Origin of the sequence: Phocaeicola massiliensis B84634 = Timone 84634 = DSM 17679 = JCM 13223, assembly GCF_000382445.1 — a bacterium.
GTDB lineage: Bacteria > Bacteroidota > Bacteroidia > Bacteroidales > Bacteroidaceae > Phocaeicola > Phocaeicola massiliensis.
Map to the genome: position 1 here is coordinate 2,894,583 of NZ_KB905472.1, position 18,867 is coordinate 2,913,449.

The window sequence follows — 18,867 nt, forward strand, 5'->3', positions numbered from 1 at the left end:
TCTTTTACGGATTTATGATTAACTTTGCCTATCGTACAATCATTCTAATTACTAACTATTAGCATTAAACATGAGAAGAACCGGAATAAGAAACGCATGGTTACTGATGCTCTGTCTGCTGACCGTTTCGGCAGCCGCCGCACAGAACCTTCAAAAGAAAGTAAAGAATGCCAAAGGAATTGAAGTCATTTATCAATCCAGCTATAAAGGTAAAATCCGCCCCGGACAGATAAAGATGACCGTATCGGGCAACCAAGTGGCACTGGAAAGCGTCTCTCCCAAAGGGGAGAAAGAGACTGCGACCGAGGGCATTCGCGAAGACAAACAGCCCGTCATCAAGAATTATATCGACTATGCCGGTCGCGAAGCTTATAAATGGGCGGAGCTGCCTGACGGAAAGATTATTTCCGCCGCAACCCCTTTCGAATTCGGTAAAGGGTTCACTCCTGCCGGCGAAGGCAAGCATCTGGGACTGAACTGCAAGATAGCACGCACTTCCATCAACTCGAACACCATCGAAGTGTGGTACACCCATGACATTCCTTTCAGAGGAACACCGCAAGCCAATGTCGGCGTGCCCGACGGACTGGTGCTGAAGGTGGTGCGCAACGGAGATATGATACAGGAAGCCTCCGCCATTACCCCTCTCAAGAAAGCGCAGGCACTGTTGCCGGACTCATGGGGCGAAAAGATGGATGCCGCCGATTACCAGTATACCATCAACCAAAGCGGTGTCATCACCATTCCTGTATTCGACCAACAGACCATTTGTTTCAACAACGCCAAACTGCCCGATACGCTGGAAGACGGAATAACTTACAGCGCAGGAGGCGGAACCCTTATCCTGAAAAAAGTGAAACTGCCGGAATCAGCAAAGAACCGCAGCATCTTTGTGGAAGTTGCCCAATACTCGGACGGCGACGCATACGACCGCACCGGTTCCGTCTTCGTTATCCCGACCGACAAGAAACAGTCTTTCCTGGATGCCATACGGAACCTGAAAAGCGTACCGTCCTTCCAGGCCAAAGACGGCAACTATCCGGCACTCATCTCTACAGATGACTATGAGGCTCCCGTGGAACTGATGCGTTTCTTTACCGGATTCGGCGTACGTAAGTTCAACCACAACAAAGTGAAAGGACAACACTGGGTAGACTCGGTCATTTACAAATCGGAGGTCACTCCCCTCGCCTCGCAACTGCAAGGCGAAGTCTGGATAGGAGCCTACATAGGCAACTGGGATGCCAAAGGGCATCGCCTCTCCCTGAAACTGAAGTATTACCCCGATGACGAACGCCGCGTAAACAAAGCCATGCCCTTGTTCAACACCGTGAATTATCTGGAACAGGCCGGACAAGCCTACCCCGTCTTCTTCCTGAATGACTCCCTGCGCGTGAGATTCACCCTGAAAGAACCGGCAAAAAACGCACGCCTGTTCTATCTCACCACCGGACACGGCGGTTGGGGGAACGGAGATGAATTCAATCAAAAGCCCAACACCGTTTATCTGGATGGCAAGAAAGTAATCTCGTTCATCCCCTGGCGCGATGACTGCGGAACGTACCGTAACTCCAATCCCTGCTCGGGCAACTTCTCAAACGGCCTGAGCTCTTCGGACTTGAGCCGTTCCAATTGGTGTCCCGGCACAGTGACTACGCCCGAATATATCTATCTGGGCGATTTGGAAGCAGGAGAACACACCCTCTCCGTCCGGATACCGCAAGGAGCTCCCGAAGGAGGAAGCAACAGTTACTGGTGCATATCGGGTACACTGCTTTATTAATCCGTTCATTATTAAATTAAAATACCAATGAAGAAAAGTTTCTATTTTCTATGTACATTAGCCCTGACCGGGACATTGTTCAGTTGCAATCCCACTGAAAACGAACCGGCGGAAACAGACTACACAAAGTACGTGAACACCTTTATCGGAGCTGCCGACAACGGGCATACCTTCCCCGGTGCCTGCCGACCTTTCGGCATGATTCAAACCAGCCCTGTCACCGGCGCAGTGGGCTGGAGATATTGCTCCGAGTATGTCAACAGTGACTCCATCATCTGGGGATTCACTCAGACACATCTCAACGGAACCGGATGTATGGACTTGGGTGACGTGCTCGTCATGCCTGTCACCGGAACACGCACCCGTGCCTGGGATGCCTACCGCAGCCGTTTCTCCAAGAAGCTGGAAGCCGCCACACCGGGATATTACACGGTAGAGCTGACCGAGCCGAACGTGAAAGCGGAACTCACCGCCACTCCCCACGCAGCCTTGCATCGCTACACCTATCACAATGCCGACTCTGCTTCCGTCCTCATCGACTTGCAACACGGACCGACATGGAACGAAAACCAATATCACTCTCAGGTGAAGGAATGCGAGGTGAACTGGGAAGACGCTCAAACCCTGACCGGGCATGTGCGCAACAGTGTTTGGGTCAATCAGGATTATTTCTTCGTCATGAAGTTCAACCGACCCGTCACCGACTCCCTCTACCTGCCTATGGGTGAGACCGAAAAAGGCAAACGCATCATTGCCTCTTTTGACATGCAGCCCGGCGAAGAACTGCTGATGAAAGTCGCTCTCTCCACTACCGGCATAGAAGGCGCCAGGAAGAATATGGAAGCCGAAGTGCCCGCATGGGACTTTGAAGGAGTGAAAAAAACGGCACATGACGATTGGAACAGCTACCTGAGCCGCATCGACGTGACCGGAACAGAAGACGAGAAAACCAACTTCTACACCTGTTTCTATCATGCATTGATTCAGCCCAATCAGATTTCGGACGTAGACGGCCTGTATCGCAACGCCGCCGACTCTGTGGTTAAGGCAGGAACGGGAACATTCTATTCCACTTTCTCCTTGTGGGACACCTACCGTGCCGCACATCCGTTCTACACGCTGATGGTTCCCGAAAAGGTAGACGGCTTTGTCAACTCACTGGTAGAGCAGAGCGAAGTGCAAGGCTTCCTGCCCATCTGGGGATTGTGGGGCAAGGAAACCTATACCATGGTAGGCAACCACGGTGTATCCGTCATAGCCGAAGCTTACCGCAAAGGGTTCCGCGGATTTGATGCCGAACGCGCTTTCAACGCCATCAAGCAAACCCAGACCGTATCGCACAAACAGAAATCCGATTGGGAAACGTACATGAAATACGGTTACTTCCCCACTGATTTGATTAAGACCGAATCTGTTTCTTCTTCCCTCGAATCGGTATACGACGATTATGCAGCCGCAGACATGGCTAAACGTATGGGCAAGACAGAAGATGCGGCTTACTTCTCCAAACGTGCGGATTTCTACAAGAATCTGTTTGATACGGAAACCCAGTTTATGCGTCCGCGTAATTCGAACGGAACTTGGAAGACTCCGTTCAACCCCAGTCAGGTGGCACACGCCGAAAGTACCGGTGGTGACTATACCGAAGGAAATGCCTGGCAATATACTTGGCATGTGCAGCATGATGTTCCGGGACTCATCAGTCTCTTTGGCGGCGAGGAACCTTTCTTGAACAAGCTTGATTCGCTGTTCACACTCAAACTGGAAACGACTCAGGCAGATGTCACCGGCCTCATCGGACAATATGCCCATGGCAACGAGCCAAGCCACCACATTACTTATCTGTATGCGTTGGCAGGACGTCCCGAACGTACGCAGGAGTTGGTTCGTGAAATATTTGATACCCAGTATCACCCCGAGCCCGACGGCCTTTGCGGTAATGACGATTGCGGACAAATGTCTGCGTGGTATATGTTCTCTGCCATGGGATTCTATCCGGTGGACCCGGTAAGCGGAAACTATGTGTTCGGCGCTCCGCAAATGCCGAAGATTGTGCTTCATCTGGCAGACGGAAAGACATTTACCGTCATTGCAGACGGCATCTCCAAAGAACATAAATACATTGACAGCATTACGCTGAACGGTGAGCCTTATACCAAGAACTATATCTCACACGAAGATATATTGAAGGGAGGAACATTGGTGTATAAGATGAAATAATGGTATTACAAACCTCTCCAAGAAGACAAAAAAAGAGAGTAGTCCATCACGGATTACTCTCTTTTCTTTAAGAATCAACAGTGGAATTACTCCACCTAATCGGTCATATTACTATCTTTCGTTTATTCTATAGCAGTACCGTTGATCGTTGTCGGCCAATACGGATTTTGATAGAGAACAGAAGTTTCTACATTTTCATCCGGCGACAACAGTTCTATTTCACGGATAGGCAACGGTGATAAATAGTTTGCCTTGGCCCAAGTATATCCGTCATATACAGGGTTGTTGTCTTTCATGACAGAGTAAGGACGCAAGTATTTGAAAGAAGGATCAGAAATATTAGAACCTTCAGAACCGGTATATCTGTATTCTATTTCAGCACCGTTTTCGTCTTTGTTAGCTACTTTATAGAGCTCGTCCCAGAAATTACATCCTTCCGGAATGAACTTCTTCGACAACATGTCATCCATAGCACGCCAACGTATCAGGTCATTATAACGCATATCTTCACCGATAAATTCACAACGACGTTCACGTCGGATGTTCAACAGAGTAGCATCTACTGTTTCATCACCCGATTTTTTAGCCCAGTCTGTTTCCTTGTTCATATCTGTTGCAGCAATGGTCTTGTTGAAATCAGGATCCACACCTGCACGTTCACGGACAGCTCTCCAATAGTTGGCAGCTTTACCATCTATTCTTCCGTTTTTCAAATAATAAGCTTCCATATAGTTCAGATAAGCCTCTACACCACGGAAGATGATACAACCTGTAGTTGATTCAGCTTTACCCCATACATTCTGTGTAAGGTCGAAGCTGGCATATTTACGAAGACGATAGCCGGTGCGGTCTTGCATTTCCTGACGGTTTGATACTGGGTGCGGCATGAAATATTGAACTGTACCTGCTGTTTGCTGTGAATGAACAGGCAAGAAATTGCTTTCACTGAACACAAACAATTGCAAGCGGTCGTCACGGTTGGTTTTTACATCATCCAATGTCTTATCACCCATGTATGGAGCTGAAGTTGTAGCTGCATACCAAGGCATACCATCTTTCATAAGGAAGCTTTCCACATAAGTTTTCAGCAAACCGTTGTTGCTTCCTGACTGCACCCATGCAGGTGCTCCGTGAGTAATGGAGTAACTTCCGGTTTTAGCATACGATCTCCAAAGCAATACTTCCGAGTTTTTGCTCAGGTCAAGTGAAGCGAACATCTCAAAATAAGGATTCCATCCTGAAGTAGTGCTGATAGTTTCCGGATCAGCTACTCCTGTGTTTTGAGTCAAGGTGACTTTGTCGGCAACTTGTTCAGCTGCTTCCAAAGCCTGAGTCAGGAAGAAATCTACTTCTTTGTCTACATCCAAAGTGAAATTAGGATGCACTTTCTTTCCCGGCCAATTTGCATCACCCGGTACACGGCCTGTACCTTTATGGTATTTTTCAAACGTTGCTTCGTAAAGAGCGACACGTGACTTTACCAGCAAAGCAGTCTCCTTATTAATACGGTTGTTGGAAGCAAATCCCCAACCTTTCAACATACTGATAGCTTTATCCAAGTCTTCCAAAATAAAGCGGGCTACCAAGTTACGGGGTTGACGTACCGATTTTTCCATCAGCACTGCCTTATCATCAGGAAGTACCTCGGTAATGATAGGATAATCACCGAACTTACGTAAATAACTAAAGTATATCCATGCACGCATGAAATGCATTTCGCCAATGTAATGTTCTATGTCGGCAGCACTACCCGAAACCTGGCCGGCTTCGTATTTAGGAACTGCGTTTTCAAAGAAATAATTACAATAACGGATATCATTGAAAGACCATCCCCCACCTGATTGAGGAACTTTCCATGCTCCTTTTTCATACAATGTTGAATTATAGCCCCCGGATACAGCATTATCCGTTCCTCCGTCACCATTACCTATTCCCATACCATATCCGGCATGGCTTGAAAACCAGTTGTTATATTTGGCAATAGAATAAGCTTCAAAATGGTCAGTTGTACTAAAATAAACTTCCGGTGTTACCGATGACAGAGGCTCCCTGTCCAAGAAATCATTGCAAGAAGAAAGAATTATTGTTCCTCCTGCCAAGGCACAAGCCTGAAATAATATATTTTTAAGTTTCATAGTTCTTAATCTTTTTTAGAAGTTGACATTTACACCCAATGAAATAACTTTTTGCAACGGATAGAGTTTTCCGGGACCTGTTCCGGCCAAACTTCCTGTAGCTTCAGGATCGAAGATATCCGACAGACTGGTAAAGGTCAGCAAATTGTCGGCAGATACATAAAAACGTACCGATGACATACCGGCATTCTTAATCCATGCTTCCGGCAGAGAATATCCCAACTGGATGTTTTTCATACGTATATAAGCACCATTTTGTATATAACGGGTCTGCACTTGTGCGTTACGTCCACCATCAAAATTTACTTTCGGATAGTAAGCATCCAAATTAGCTCCCAAGGGGTCTCCTTCAGGACGCCAGAAGTCCCAATGTTCAACAAAACCGGTAGACTGCCATTCGTTTCCTTGTGCATTGGCTCCCCAGAAATAACATCCGTCCAACCACAAATCGCGTTTGGCTACACCTTGGAAGAACACGCGGAAATCCCAACCTTTCCATGCCGCATCCAGTGTCAAACCGAATTTATAGCGCGGAGTATTATTACCGATAATGCGATAGTCACCTGTATCTCCCAGTTTATTGCTTCCGTTATCTATTTTTCCGTTTCCATCAAGGTCAGCATACATAATATCACCTGCACCCCAGTTACTTCCCAGTGTAGATTGGTCTACCTTTGCCAAATGTGCATCCATTTCTTCCTGACTTTGAGCAATGCCAATAGTGGTCAATCCCCAAATATCTCCCAACATTCTGCCTTTGTAGTATTGGCTGACATTCATACTTTCATTAGGGTAACGGGTAATCTTCTGCTGGTCATCTGACAAAAGAGCTTTGATACCGTATTTCACACCACCTATTTGATCTCTCCATCCGATTTCAAGTTCAAAACCGTAAGATTTCATATCACAGTTGTTGATTTTAGGAACGGTAGTACCTAGTGCAGATGATAATTCCGGGGCCGGGCCAATCATGTCTTTTGTATGACGAACGAAATAATCAAACGAACCTGTCAAGCGGTTATTGAATGCTCCCCAGTCCAAACCAATATCCCATGTTTCAATAGTTTCCCATGTTTTCAACAGGCTGACCATACCCGGATTGTAAGAGTAATTAGGGCGTACTCCGTTAACCAACCATCCGTAGTTGCTACCCGTAGGCATAGTCTGATAGAAAGGATACCAAGCATCATTAGTATTCGTATTTCCCAACTGTCCCCATGATGCTCTCAACTTCAATGTGTTGATCTTTGTCTTTTCTCCAAACTTTTGGAAGAACTCTTCATTGGCAATGTTCCAACCAGCTGAGAATGATGGGAAGAATCCCCAACGTTCGTCACCTACAAAACGTGATGAACCATCATAACGTCCGTTGGCTTCAAACATATAACGGTCTTTGTAACTCCAGTTGATACGAGCAAAGAAACCGGCTACAGAAGTATGATTATAACCACCGTAAGCTTGCGGATCATCCGTTGCCGTATCAATAGTAGGTACATCGGGACTAATCAAATTATTCTTTATAGCTTCAATACTGCGGTTCTTGTAAAGCTCGGCATTGAAACCTGCCATTACCTTAAAGTAATGTCCATTGTCAAATTGCTTAAAGTAGTCAGAATAAATATTAGTGGTATAATAATTTTCTTTCCACGAATACTCATCTACACGTGAAGAACCGGCTGAATAAGAACCGTATCCCATATCCCATACTGTGTAATACGGGTCTCCATTAACATCATAAGCATGTACAGGCAATACTTCCCAATGCTGATACTGAGTAGTGGTACGCACACTTCCTTCCAAGTTGATGCGCCAATTCTTAATAGGCTCGATAACTACATGCAACTGGTTGGTATAATAGTCTTTCTGACTATTCTGCTCACCACCGTTTTCCATTTGTTCTATTTCACCTTCGTCCATAGGGAATCCATTGGGGTCATAAGCGGGATGTACCGGCCATTTACGTGCCAAGTTATGGAAGAAGCTGCTAGTCAAGTAAGTCGGTCGTTGAAAATCTTCACGAGTCCATTTGCTGTTTAAGGTCACTTTCAACCAATCAGTGATATTTGCTGTGATTTTGCTGTTCAGCGTATAGCGTTGAAATTTATCAGTACCGTGGCGCAATAAACCTTTCTGGTCCAAGAAGCTGCCGCTCAATACATACTGAAGTTTTTCCGTACCCCCGCTAATGCTCAAGTTATGCTCCTGCGAAGGAACCCAATTGTCATAAAACTCACCGAACCAGTCGGTATTACCGTTGGCGTTGGCCCATTTCTGCCAAATACCTGAACCATTGTCTACGGTAGTAGCTGTCAATGTACCTTCTTGATAAGCTTTGATACGTTCCATCACTGCCGGACTGAAAATATCTCCACCACCACGGTTGGATGAAGCACGGTTGAAATATTGTGCAAAAGTATAAGAATCCATCAGTTCAGGGATTCCAATAGCATCATTGAAACGCACGTTTCCAGAGTAATTGACATTGGTTTTACCACTTTTACCGCTTTTCGTTGTTACCAAGATAACACCGAACGAAGCTCTGGCACCATAAATAGAAGCCGATGCAGCATCTTTCAATACTGATACAGATTCAATGTCATTAGGGTTTACAGTATTCAAATTTCCCTCAATACCATCAATCAACACCAGCGGAGAAGATCCGGAACCATCACCGATAGTACCTGTACCACGGATATTGATGTTCATTTCGCCGTCCAGCGAACCACCCGAGTTACCTACTGTCAAGTTCAAACCAGGAATAACACCCTGCAATGCTTGCGACACGTTTTGCACCGGACGGGCAGCAATAACCTTGGAATCCACCATTCCCACGGCACCGGTTACATTCACTTTCTTCTGTGTACCATAACCCACAACCACTACTTCGTCCAGTGTTTGAGTATCATCTTTCAAAGTGACATTGACAGGTTTTCCATCCCAAACGATTTCTTGACTGATATAACCTACAAATGAAATAACAATAACGTCCCCCTTCTTCACATTAGATAAAGAGAAGTCACCATCAATTCCGGTGATTGTTCCGTTAGTAGTACCTTTTACTACTACTGAAGCTCCAATGACGGTCTCACCGGTTGCATCTTTTACGATACCGGTACAAGCTCCGTCTTGCTGTGCAATTTTCACATCGGTTATGCCGGGATTGCTAACCGCATACGCTGCTCCGGTAGAGGCTCCCATTAGGAACAGCATCATACTGACTGATTTTAGTCGTTTTAACATAGCTGTGATTTTTAAGTGTTTATTGAAAATCAATTAAATGCTTTTACCATAAAGTTCTTTCAGAACTATGCTTTTCAATATAATTTAGATTAACGATGCAAATATATAATAATTTTAAAGAATGTGGGTTTCGAATAAAAAATATTTTGCTCAACAGACCGTTTTTTAACAAAGGTGCATTCCAAAGTCTTATGCTACAGAAGTTAAATTAATGTTTATTTCTGAATTAAAACCTCTCTAAATCTTAAAAATATGGTTCTATGAGGAAAACTTATAGACTCATAAGTAGAAACGCAGTAGAACATTTTTGATATCAACAATGATTTTCGGATACAAAATATAATTGCCAAATTTTATTTATCTATTTCACAATGGGGGCAAGTTAATAAAGTAGGTAGAAAAGAAGTAGAATTATATATATAAATTCATTGTTTACTCTCCTTGAACGCCTACTTACGGCTTTTTACATGATTTCTTATCTTGCTTATATACAAACATTTATGATGAAGCATAGTTCTGAAAGAACTTGATAATGTTGGTTATTAATAAGTTTCAATAAACACTTAAAAATCACAGCTATGTTAAAACGACTAAAATCAGTCAGTATGATGCTGTTCCTAATGGGAGCCTCTACCGGAGCAGCGTATGCGGTTAGCAATCCCGGCATAACCGATGTGAAAATTGCACAGCAAGACGGAGCTTGTACCGGTATCGTAAAGGATGCAACCGGTGAGACCGTCATTGGAGCTTCAGTAGTAGTAAAAGGTACTACTAACGGAACAATCACCGGAATTGATGGTGACTTCTCTTTGTCTAATGTGAAGAAGGGAGATATTCTGCAAATCTCTTTCGTGGGTTATATTACTCAGGAAGTGAAATGGAACGGTACTCCTCTGAACATCATCTTAAAAGATGATACTCAGACTTTGGAAGAAGTAGTGGTAGTAGGTTACGGTACACAGAAGAAAGTAAATCTGACCGGTGCAGTAGCAATGGCAGAAAGCGATGTTTTGGAGGACCGCCCTATCGCTAACTTGGCTCAAGGTTTGCAAGGTGCAATTCCCAACTTGAACATTTCGTTTGCCAATGGTAACCCTAACTCAAGCACAAGTATCAACGTCCGCGGTCTTACATCATTGAACGGTGGTTCTGCATTAATCTTAGTAGATGGTGTAGAAACCAATGATATTTCTCTGCTTAACCCGCAGGATATTGAAAGTATCTCAGTGTTGAAAGATGCTTCTTCTGCAGCCGTATATGGTGCACGTGCAGCATTCGGCGTTGTATTGATTACAACTAAAAAAGGTAAAAAGGGAGAGAAAGTTACTTTCAACTATAACAATAACTTCTCATGGTCGGCACCTTCACGCATGGCCAAGGGATTACCGGCAGACCAATGGTTGCGCGCCATGAATGTAGAGTCCAACAATACCAGCGGTACTCAGTATTGGAGTGACGAACTTATTGCTGCCGTAGAAGAACGCATGAAAGATCCCAGCCTTCCTACTGCTTGGGAAAACACGCAGGGAAATAAATTCACCGCCAATGGAGAATGGGCTTATGCCGGTAACACAGACTGGCTGGATGTATTGTTTAATGATGCAGCCTTCATGCAACAGCACAACGCCAGTGTTCGTGGCGGTTCTGAAAAGACCTCTTACTATGGTTCAGTAGGTTATAAAGGACAAGACGGTTTGCTGGCTTATGGAACAGACCATTTCAAACGTATTAATATGTCATTCAATTTCAACACTCAATTAACTAATTGGTTGGAAATCGGATTGAACGTAAAATACAATCGTAGCGAAGCTAACGAACCTAACTCTAACTTCTATACTTCGGAAGACCCCTATTATGAAGTATATCGCTCCATGCCGTTTATTCCCGTTTACTTGCCGGATGGAGACTTTGCAGGTGTAGCAGGTTCTAACTTCAACTTCAACATTGCAGGTATGTTGGCACAAGCCGGACGTACAAAGAATGTTTATGATGATATTTGGTATACAGGTTCTTTCAAATTAACTCCGTTCAAAGGACTTACCGTAAGAGGTGACTATACCGGTAACCGTTACTTCAGAACGACTCGTGCACACGAAAAGACTATTTACCAGAAGCAGCCCGATGGCACTTCAATGTCAAAAGGAGACCCGAACGGTGTTTCACTGAAGAAGTATGACGATACTTATGAAGCATTGAACTTATGGGCTGAATATAAAAAATCTTTCGGTGACCACTCTCTCACTGCAATGGTTGGTTATAACCAAGAATCCAAAGAAACCAGCAATATGTATGGTAAGACAACCGGTTTGTTTGTAAATGACATCCCTGTTATCGACTTAGCCGGAACCAAGCAAAACCTGGAAGAAGAAGCAACAATCTGGGCAGTACAGGGTGCTTTTTTCCGTTTGAACTATGACTATAAAGGCAAATACTTATTGGAGGTAAACGGTCGTTATGACGGTTCTTCAAAATATGGCGAAGACGACCGCTGGGGATTCTTCCCGTCAGCTTCTATTGGTTGGAGATTATCTGAAGAAAAATTCTTTGATTCTGCACGTAATATATTCGAAAACGTCAAACTTCGTGCATCTGTCGGTTCATTAGGCAATCAGGTTACTACAGGCAACTTCGATTATTTAAGTTCTATGGGTTTTGCTCAGCTCAACTATTTATTGAACGGTAAATTGGCAACAGGTATTACTCCTGCTTCATTGGCTTATAACAATGTAAGTTGGGAAAAAGTAACTACCGCCAACTTCGGTATTGACCTGGGTCTGTTGAATAACCGCTTGACTGCTTCATTCGACTACTTTATCCGTTATACCAATGATATGGTCGTATCAAAGACCTATCCTGCAACAATGGGGTCTACCGGTGGTAAGGAAAATCTTGCCAACATGAGAACAAACGGTTGGGAACTTTCTTTGAGTTGGAAAGACCAAATTGCTAACGTAGGAGGCAGCCCATTGGATTATAATGTTGGTATCGGTATTTCAGACAGCTACTCAAAGATTACTAAATATGATAACCCAACCGGTTATCTGGGTGATTACTACGAAGGTATGGAATTAGGTGAAATCTGGGGTTACGTAACCGACGGATTCATTCAGGATAAAGCAGAAGCAGAACAACAAGCAGTTCGTCAGAAAGTAATTGCCACTACTTGGTTACCGGGTGATATCCGTTACGCAGACTTGGATGGAAACGGTGCTGTTGACTACGGAAAGAACACATTAAGTGACCACGGTGACAAGAAAATTATCGGTAACAATACTCCGCGTTATCGTTTCAATATCAACTTGGGTGCATCATGGAAAGGCTTTGATATCCGCGCTCTGTTCGAAGGTACAATGAAACGCGACTTATGGCTCGGCACAGGTAGCACAGGTATTTTCTGGGGATACTACGGACAATGGTGGAGTACATTGAACGATACTCATCTGGACTATTGGACACCCGAAAATCCGAATGCTTACTATCCAACTCCGACCAACACAACTCGCAGCCGTCAGACTCAGACTAAATATTTGCAGGATGCCTCTTACATCCGTCTGAAAGATGTAACTATCGGCTACAACCTGCCACAAGCCTGGATCTCTAAATTCGGTATCGCTCAATTGAGAATCTTTGCAAGCGGACAAAACTTATGGGAAGCTACAGGTTTGTACAAATACCTAGACCCGGATGCAACAGGTAACAGAAAGAAAGATGGTGAAATGGAAGATCGTATGACCAAATACCCATTCTGCCGTACTTATTCATTTGGTATCAACGTAACATTCTAAATTCAGGAACGATTATGAAAAAAAATATATTATATATAGGTTTAGTAGCTTTAGCATTGCAAAGCTGCGATTATTTGGATCGCGAACCGCTGGACTCCATCTCTAAAGACAAATTCTTTTCAACAGCCGGCGCTGATGGATTACAGCAATATTGTAACAATCTCTATCCTAAATTGATTAAAGGACATGGAGACCCTCAATCTTACAATTTCGGTATGATGGAAGAAGATTTCAAATCGGACAACATCTATACATGGGAATACAATTCTATCAGCTTTGGTTTACACGTAGCTCCTACCGGTGCAAAAGATACAGAATGGAACTGGGAAAACATCCGTGCTTGTAATGACTTCTTGGCTAATTATGAACAGTCACAGGCTTCCGAAGCAGAAAAGCATCGTTTTGCTGGAGAAATCTTATTCCTCAAAACTCTTGACTACTTCAACAAAGTGAAAACTTACGGCGATGTACCTTGGTATGACAAAGTTGTAAACCCGGGAGACGAAGACTTATACAAAGCACGTGATCCCCGCACTTTGGTAGCAGACAATATGCTGAGAGATATTGACCAGGCTATTGAATGGCTGCCCATGAAATCGAAAGTGGATGTTACCCGTATCTCCAAAGATGCTGCATTGGCGTTGAAAGCACGCTTCTGCTTGTTTGAAGGTACATGGCGTCGCTACCACAAGATTGAAGGAGATACAAAATTCTTGCAGGAAGCATACAATGCAGCCGGAGAATTGATGAAATCGGAATATGGTTACTCATTATTCCAGGGTAGTACTCCTTCACAGGCTTATCATGAATTATTCATTCAGTCCGATTATGCCAACAACCCTGAAATCATCTTGTCCAAAGCTTATGATCCCAGCTTAGGCAAAGGTAACAACCTGAGCCGTCAGATCGGTGTCGGCGAAACTCCCTTGGGCGTCAGCAAAGACTGTATTGATGACTATCTGTGTGCCGAAACAGGATTGCCTGTCACTCTCTGCAATTGCCCCGGACATACCACACACACCGGATTATTGGCAGAATTGAACAACCGCGACCCGCGTTTGTTACAGACTGTATGTTCTCCCGAAGCAGGTGAACACACCTATTATTTAAAAGGACATCCGGCAAATATTGCCAACATTGTCAATACCGGTGCAGGCGGTTCTTCTTCTACCGGTTATAGCATTGCCAAATTCTATAATGCAGCCGAACATCTGGCAGCTCACCATCAGGGAACATTAGATGCTCCGGTATTCCGTTTCGGTGAAATTCTGTTAATCCGTGCAGAAGCAGCAGCAGAACTGGGAACCATTTCTCAAACAGATTTGGATGCTACAGTTAATAAGTTGCGTGAACGTGTAGGATTCAACCACAAGTTGACAATGAGCCCGGCCGTTGACCCCAAACTGGAAGCCGAATATCCAAACGTAAGCGCCAACAACGCAACACTGATTCGTGAAATCCGCCGCGAACGCCGCGTAGAATTATTCGGAGAAGGTTACCGCTTTGATGACTTGCGCCGTTGGGCATGTGGCAAACGTCTGGATGCTTCTGTTGCACCCCGCATGGGTATGATTCCTGATGCAAAGCTTTATTCTCCCGAAAACATCACTGCTATGCAGAACGTATTAGGCACAAACAGCAAAGGTGAACTCGACATTTACAGCAAGCGTGTAGATACACAAGCCAGATTTGAAGATCCGAAGAACTACCTGTTTGCTATTCCGACCAATGAAATCTCTATCAACCCGAATCTGACACAGAACACGGGATGGTAATTGATACATTATAATCTATTAGAGAATGTCCGAGAAGCGAATGATGCTTTCCGGACATTCTTTTTTTGTTTTCTGACCAATTATTAAATTTCTTTCCTCTTTTTTTGCTCGCCAAATAAGAAAACCTTACCTTTATCATCCCTTAAAGGAAAAATTAAATGCAAACAAAACAATAAACACTAACTCATAACAGTTATGTATAACCTTAAAAAACTAATCGTATGCATGGCCGGTGCAGCGTTCGCTTTGAACCTCCACGCCCAGCAAGTACAAGGCTTTGTCCACAAGCAATCAGAAGCAACGGATTATGTATGGCCTACCGACCAACAAGTATTGGATAAACTGGATAAATGGCAAGACCAGAAGTTCGGAGTCTTGTTTCACTGGGGACTTTATTCCGTTCCCGGCATTGTAGAGTCATGGTCCATCTGCTCGGAAGATGTCGATTGGATTTCACGCAAAAAACCTTTGCCATACGATGAATACAAAGAGTGGTACTGGGGCTTGAAAGACTCGCTCAATCCGGTAAACTTCAATCCCGAACAATGGGCAGATGTAATGCAGGATGCAGGTATCAAATACATGATATTCACCACCAAACATCACGACGGATTTTGTACTTACGACTCCAAATACACGGACTTCTCCATTGCCCACGGAGTCTTCAAGGACAATCCGCGCAAGAATGTAGCCTACCATGTATTCGATGCTTTCCGCAAAAGAGGTTTCATGACGGGATGCTATTTCTCCAAACCCGACTGGCATTGCGAATGGTTTTGGAATCCTTATTTCGCTACCCCCGACCGTAACATCAATTACAAGAAAGACCGCCATCCCGACTGGTGGAAAAACTATCAGACCTTTACCCGTAACCAGCTGAATGAGCTGATGTCCGACTACGGAAGCTTTGATATCCTTTGGCTGGACGGCGGTTGGGTGAAAGGCGATGACATTGGTCTGGACGATATTCTGGCACAAGCACGCCGGAAGCATCCGGGATTGATTTCGGTAGACCGCAGCATCAGGGGCAAAAACGAAAACTACCAGACTCCCGAACGCGGCATCCCCGAGACACAGCTCAACTATCCGTGGGAAAGTTGCATCACGCTGAGCAATGACTGGGGATGGGTGCCGAATGCTCCATTCAAATCGTCTCAAAAGGTTATCAACATATTGAGTGAAATCACTGCCAAAGGTGGTTGCCTGCTGCTGGGCGTAGGACCAACCTCGGACGGTGTCATCGAAGAAGAAGTGGCCAAGCGTCTGCACGAAGTGGGAGAATGGTTGCGGGCAAACGGCAAAGCCATCTACAATACCCGAATCACTCCTGTTTATCAGGACGGACACACATGGTTCACTGCCGACAAGGACGGACAGACACTCTATGCCATCTATGCATTGCCCGAAGGAGAAACACTGCCGGAAGTCATAGAATGGACAGGAAATCTTCCGAAAGGCAAAATGAAAATGCTGAAAGGAAACAAGAGTGTGAAATATACTTGTGATGGTGATAAGGTAAAAGTATTTCTTCCCAAAGGAATAAAGAATGAACCTATTGCTTTGCAATTCAAGGTAAGAGCAAAATAGGAGGTTTTATCAAGACCCAATCAACCTATCACTTTGCCTGTAGGGGTGGGGACACTCGCCCGAATACACTTTACTTGATGCATTCGGGCGGGCAATCCCCGCCCCTACAGTTAACTTTAGTAATGCTTTGACTCCCCGAATGCACAGAACTGACTGCATTCGCTTACTCTTCCATCACAAAACTTTTCAGAATAGCTTCCGCCTCAGCTTTTTTCCCCGCCGAATAAATGATGGAAACATGAAATGCACTCCCGGCCGCCTTGGTCATCAGACAGGCATAGCAACAAGGTTCACCCTCACATTGCCCATCCATCGAAACACCATAAAATTGCTCCAAGTCAAAGGCTTTGACAGCAGTCTGCTTCTCCACCCCATCATCGTCGGCATAGTCTTTCAACATACCTTCCAGGTCACCCTTCGTGATGCCGTCAGAGTCCAACGCCTGAACAGTGATATAAAACTTACTATCGTTCAACAGAAACGTTTCTTCTGTATCCTCTTCCACAACAATACCCTTCGGAACCTTAAAAGTCAATCCGTAGGCAGTCCATGTAACAGGAGACAATGCCTGTGCACCTGCCGACAAGCAGACACACAGGCATAAAAAGGCAAAAAACAAAATTCTTTTCATCTTTTACTTTATTTACGAATAAAGACTTCGCTCAACGCACGCCCCCGGTCATTTATCTTTATCACGTATCTCCACGCGACGAATCTTACCGCTGATAGTCTTCGGAAGCTCTTCTACAAACTCTATCACACGCGGATACTTATAAGGGGCAGTCACACGCTTCACATGGTCTTGCAATTCTCTAATCAGTTCCGGGCTTTCCTGTCCTTTGTAGTTCCTGGAAAGAACGATGGTCGCCTTTACCACTTGTCCGCGCACTTCATCGGGAACACCCGTAATGGCACATTCCACCACGGCAGGATGAGTCATCAATGCACTTTCCACTTCAAACGGGCCGATACGGTAGCCGGAGCTCTTGATAACATCATCCGCACGTCCCACAAACCAAAAGTATCCGTCTTCATCACGCCAAGCCACATCACCGGTATAATAAATGCCATCGTGCCAAGCATCTTCGGTCAGTTCGGCCGCCCGATAATACTCTTTGAACAAACCCAGCGGCTTGCCTTCAGACGTACGGATGACAATCTGTCCCTGTTCACCGTCTTCTGCCGAACGCCCATCGGGAGTCAGCAAGTCGATATCATATTGCGGATTGGGGACACCCATGCTGCCCGGTTTCGGCTCCATCCAGGGAAAAGTACCCAACGTCAAAGTGGTTTCCGTCTGTCCGAAACCTTCCATCAAACGAATACCGGTTATTTTTTTAAACGTCTCATATACAGAATAGTTCAATGCTTCTCCGGCAGTGGTACAATATTCCAAAGACGACAAGTCATACTTACCGATATCTTCCTTTATCAAGAAACGATAAATGGTAGGAGGAGCACACAGTGAAGTGATATGATAATCCTGAATCTTTCCGAGAATATCGGCAGGAGTAAACTTCTCATGGTCATACACAAAGATATTCGCCCCCGCAATCATCTGTCCGTAAAGTTTTCCCCACACCGCCTTTCCCCAACCGGTATCGGCAATCGTCAGATGCAAACTGTCGCGATGCAGATTATGCCAGAAACAGGCAGTTACGATATGCCCCAACGGATAAGTAAAGTCATGCGCCACCATCTTCGGCTCACCGGTAGTTCCCGATGTAAAATACATCAGCGAGGTATCCTCATTGGTATTCGGATGCTCAGGCTTTACAAACGGAGCCGCATTTTCCATTCCCTGATGAAAGTCTTCGAAACCTTCGGGAACTTCGGGACCGACACTGACCAGCTTCTTTACAGAAGGCGAATCGGGCATCGCTTCTATGATATGCTTGGTAATCACATCTTCGCCTGCCGCAACAATCATCTTAATATCGGCAGCGTTACAACGGTACACAATATCTTTCTTGGTCAGTAAATGAGTGGCGGGAATCACCACCGCACCCAACTTGTGCAGAGCGATAATGGAATACCAGAACTCATAACGACGTTTCAATATCAACATCACCATATCACCGCGACCGATACCCAGACTTTGGAAATAAGACGCCGTCATATCGGTATATTTCTTCAGGTCGGCATAAGTATACTGTCTGGATTCCCCTTTATCATTAGTCCACAACAGCGCTTTCTTGTCGGGTTCCTCGGCAGCCCACGCATCTACTACATCATAACCGAAATTAAAATTTTCGGGTACCTTAATCTTCAGGTTCTTTATAAAATCCTCTTGTGAGGCAAAAGTGGTTTGTTCTAAGAATCTTTCTACCATACTCTTACAA

Annotated in this window: 9 protein-coding genes; 5 read left to right on the forward strand and 4 right to left on the reverse strand. The window is 44.8% G+C overall.

Annotated features, from left to right (window positions below; genetic code table 11):
- The first annotated feature begins 106 nt into the window (after positions 1–106).
- The gene (locus tag HMPREF1534_RS07035) at positions 107–1,783 is read left to right on the forward strand and encodes a PNGase F N-terminal domain-containing protein (protein WP_372588043.1); all 1,677 of its coding nucleotides are present in this window, start codon (positions 107–109) and stop codon (positions 1,781–1,783) included.
- A gap of 27 nt (positions 1,784–1,810) precedes the next feature.
- Positions 1,811–4,003, forward strand: a complete 2,193-nt coding sequence (locus HMPREF1534_RS07030; protein WP_005941513.1) for a GH92 family glycosyl hydrolase — start codon at positions 1,811–1,813, stop codon at positions 4,001–4,003.
- 122 nt (positions 4,004–4,125) lie between these two features.
- On the opposite strand, the gene HMPREF1534_RS07025 is transcribed toward HMPREF1534_RS07030, so the two are convergent.
- A complete protein-coding gene (locus HMPREF1534_RS07025; RefSeq protein WP_005941516.1) occupies positions 4,126–6,138 on the reverse strand; it encodes a RagB/SusD family nutrient uptake outer membrane protein in 2,013 nt (670 codons plus the stop codon).
- A gap of 15 nt (positions 6,139–6,153) precedes the next feature.
- The gene (locus tag HMPREF1534_RS07020; RefSeq protein WP_005941519.1) at positions 6,154–9,378 is read right to left on the reverse strand and encodes a SusC/RagA family TonB-linked outer membrane protein; all 3,225 of its coding nucleotides are present in this window, start codon (positions 9,376–9,378) and stop codon (positions 6,154–6,156) included.
- A gap of 578 nt (positions 9,379–9,956) precedes the next feature.
- Between HMPREF1534_RS07020 and HMPREF1534_RS07015 the strand changes: the two genes are divergently transcribed.
- From HMPREF1534_RS07015 to HMPREF1534_RS07005, 3 genes are all read left to right on the forward strand, one after another.
- Complete coding sequence (locus tag HMPREF1534_RS07015) at positions 9,957–13,163, forward strand: SusC/RagA family TonB-linked outer membrane protein (RefSeq protein ID WP_005941521.1); 3,207 nt, start codon at positions 9,957–9,959, stop codon at positions 13,161–13,163.
- Positions 13,164–13,177: 14 nt separating this feature from the next.
- Positions 13,178–14,938 (forward strand): RagB/SusD family nutrient uptake outer membrane protein, encoded by a 1,761-nt coding sequence (locus tag HMPREF1534_RS07010; protein WP_005941524.1) that lies wholly within the window; start codon positions 13,178–13,180, stop codon positions 14,936–14,938.
- Between the two features lie 195 nt (positions 14,939–15,133).
- Entirely contained in the window at positions 15,134–16,525 is a 1,392-nt protein-coding gene (locus tag HMPREF1534_RS07005) for an alpha-L-fucosidase (RefSeq protein ID WP_005941527.1), read from the forward strand.
- A gap of 163 nt (positions 16,526–16,688) precedes the next feature.
- Here HMPREF1534_RS07005 and HMPREF1534_RS07000 read toward each other — a convergent pair whose 3' ends face one another.
- Positions 16,689–17,156: an amidohydrolase family protein gene (locus HMPREF1534_RS07000; protein WP_005941530.1), complete on the reverse strand. Its 468-nt coding sequence runs from the start codon at positions 17,154–17,156 to the stop codon at positions 16,689–16,691.
- 48 nt (positions 17,157–17,204) lie between these two features.
- Complete coding sequence (locus HMPREF1534_RS06995) at positions 17,205–18,857, reverse strand: AMP-binding protein (RefSeq protein WP_005941534.1); 1,653 nt, start codon at positions 18,855–18,857, stop codon at positions 17,205–17,207.
- Positions 18,858–18,867: the final 10 nt, after the last annotated feature.

Bases quoted from the DNA above. Each gene is read 5' to 3' on its own strand.
- HMPREF1534_RS07035 (WP_372588043.1), top strand. From the start codon at position 107: ATGCTCTGTCTGCTGACCGTTTCGGCAGCCGCCGCACAGAACCTTCAA.
- HMPREF1534_RS07030 (WP_005941513.1), top strand. From the start codon at position 1,811: ATGAAGAAAAGTTTCTATTTTCTATGTACATTAGCCCTGACCGGGACA.
- HMPREF1534_RS07025 (WP_005941516.1), bottom strand. From the start codon at position 6,138: ATGAAACTTAAAAATATATTATTTCAGGCTTGTGCCTTGGCAGGAGGA.
- HMPREF1534_RS07020 (WP_005941519.1), bottom strand. From the start codon at position 9,378: ATGTTAAAACGACTAAAATCAGTCAGTATGATGCTGTTCCTAATGGGA.
- HMPREF1534_RS07015 (WP_005941521.1), top strand. From the start codon at position 9,957: ATGTTAAAACGACTAAAATCAGTCAGTATGATGCTGTTCCTAATGGGA.
- HMPREF1534_RS07010 (WP_005941524.1), top strand. From the start codon at position 13,178: ATGAAAAAAAATATATTATATATAGGTTTAGTAGCTTTAGCATTGCAA.
- HMPREF1534_RS07005 (WP_005941527.1), top strand. From the start codon at position 15,134: ATGTATAACCTTAAAAAACTAATCGTATGCATGGCCGGTGCAGCGTTC.
- HMPREF1534_RS07000 (WP_005941530.1), bottom strand. From the start codon at position 17,156: ATGAAAAGAATTTTGTTTTTTGCCTTTTTATGCCTGTGTGTCTGCTTG.
- HMPREF1534_RS06995 (WP_005941534.1), bottom strand. From the start codon at position 18,857: ATGGTAGAAAGATTCTTAGAACAAACCACTTTTGCCTCACAAGAGGAT.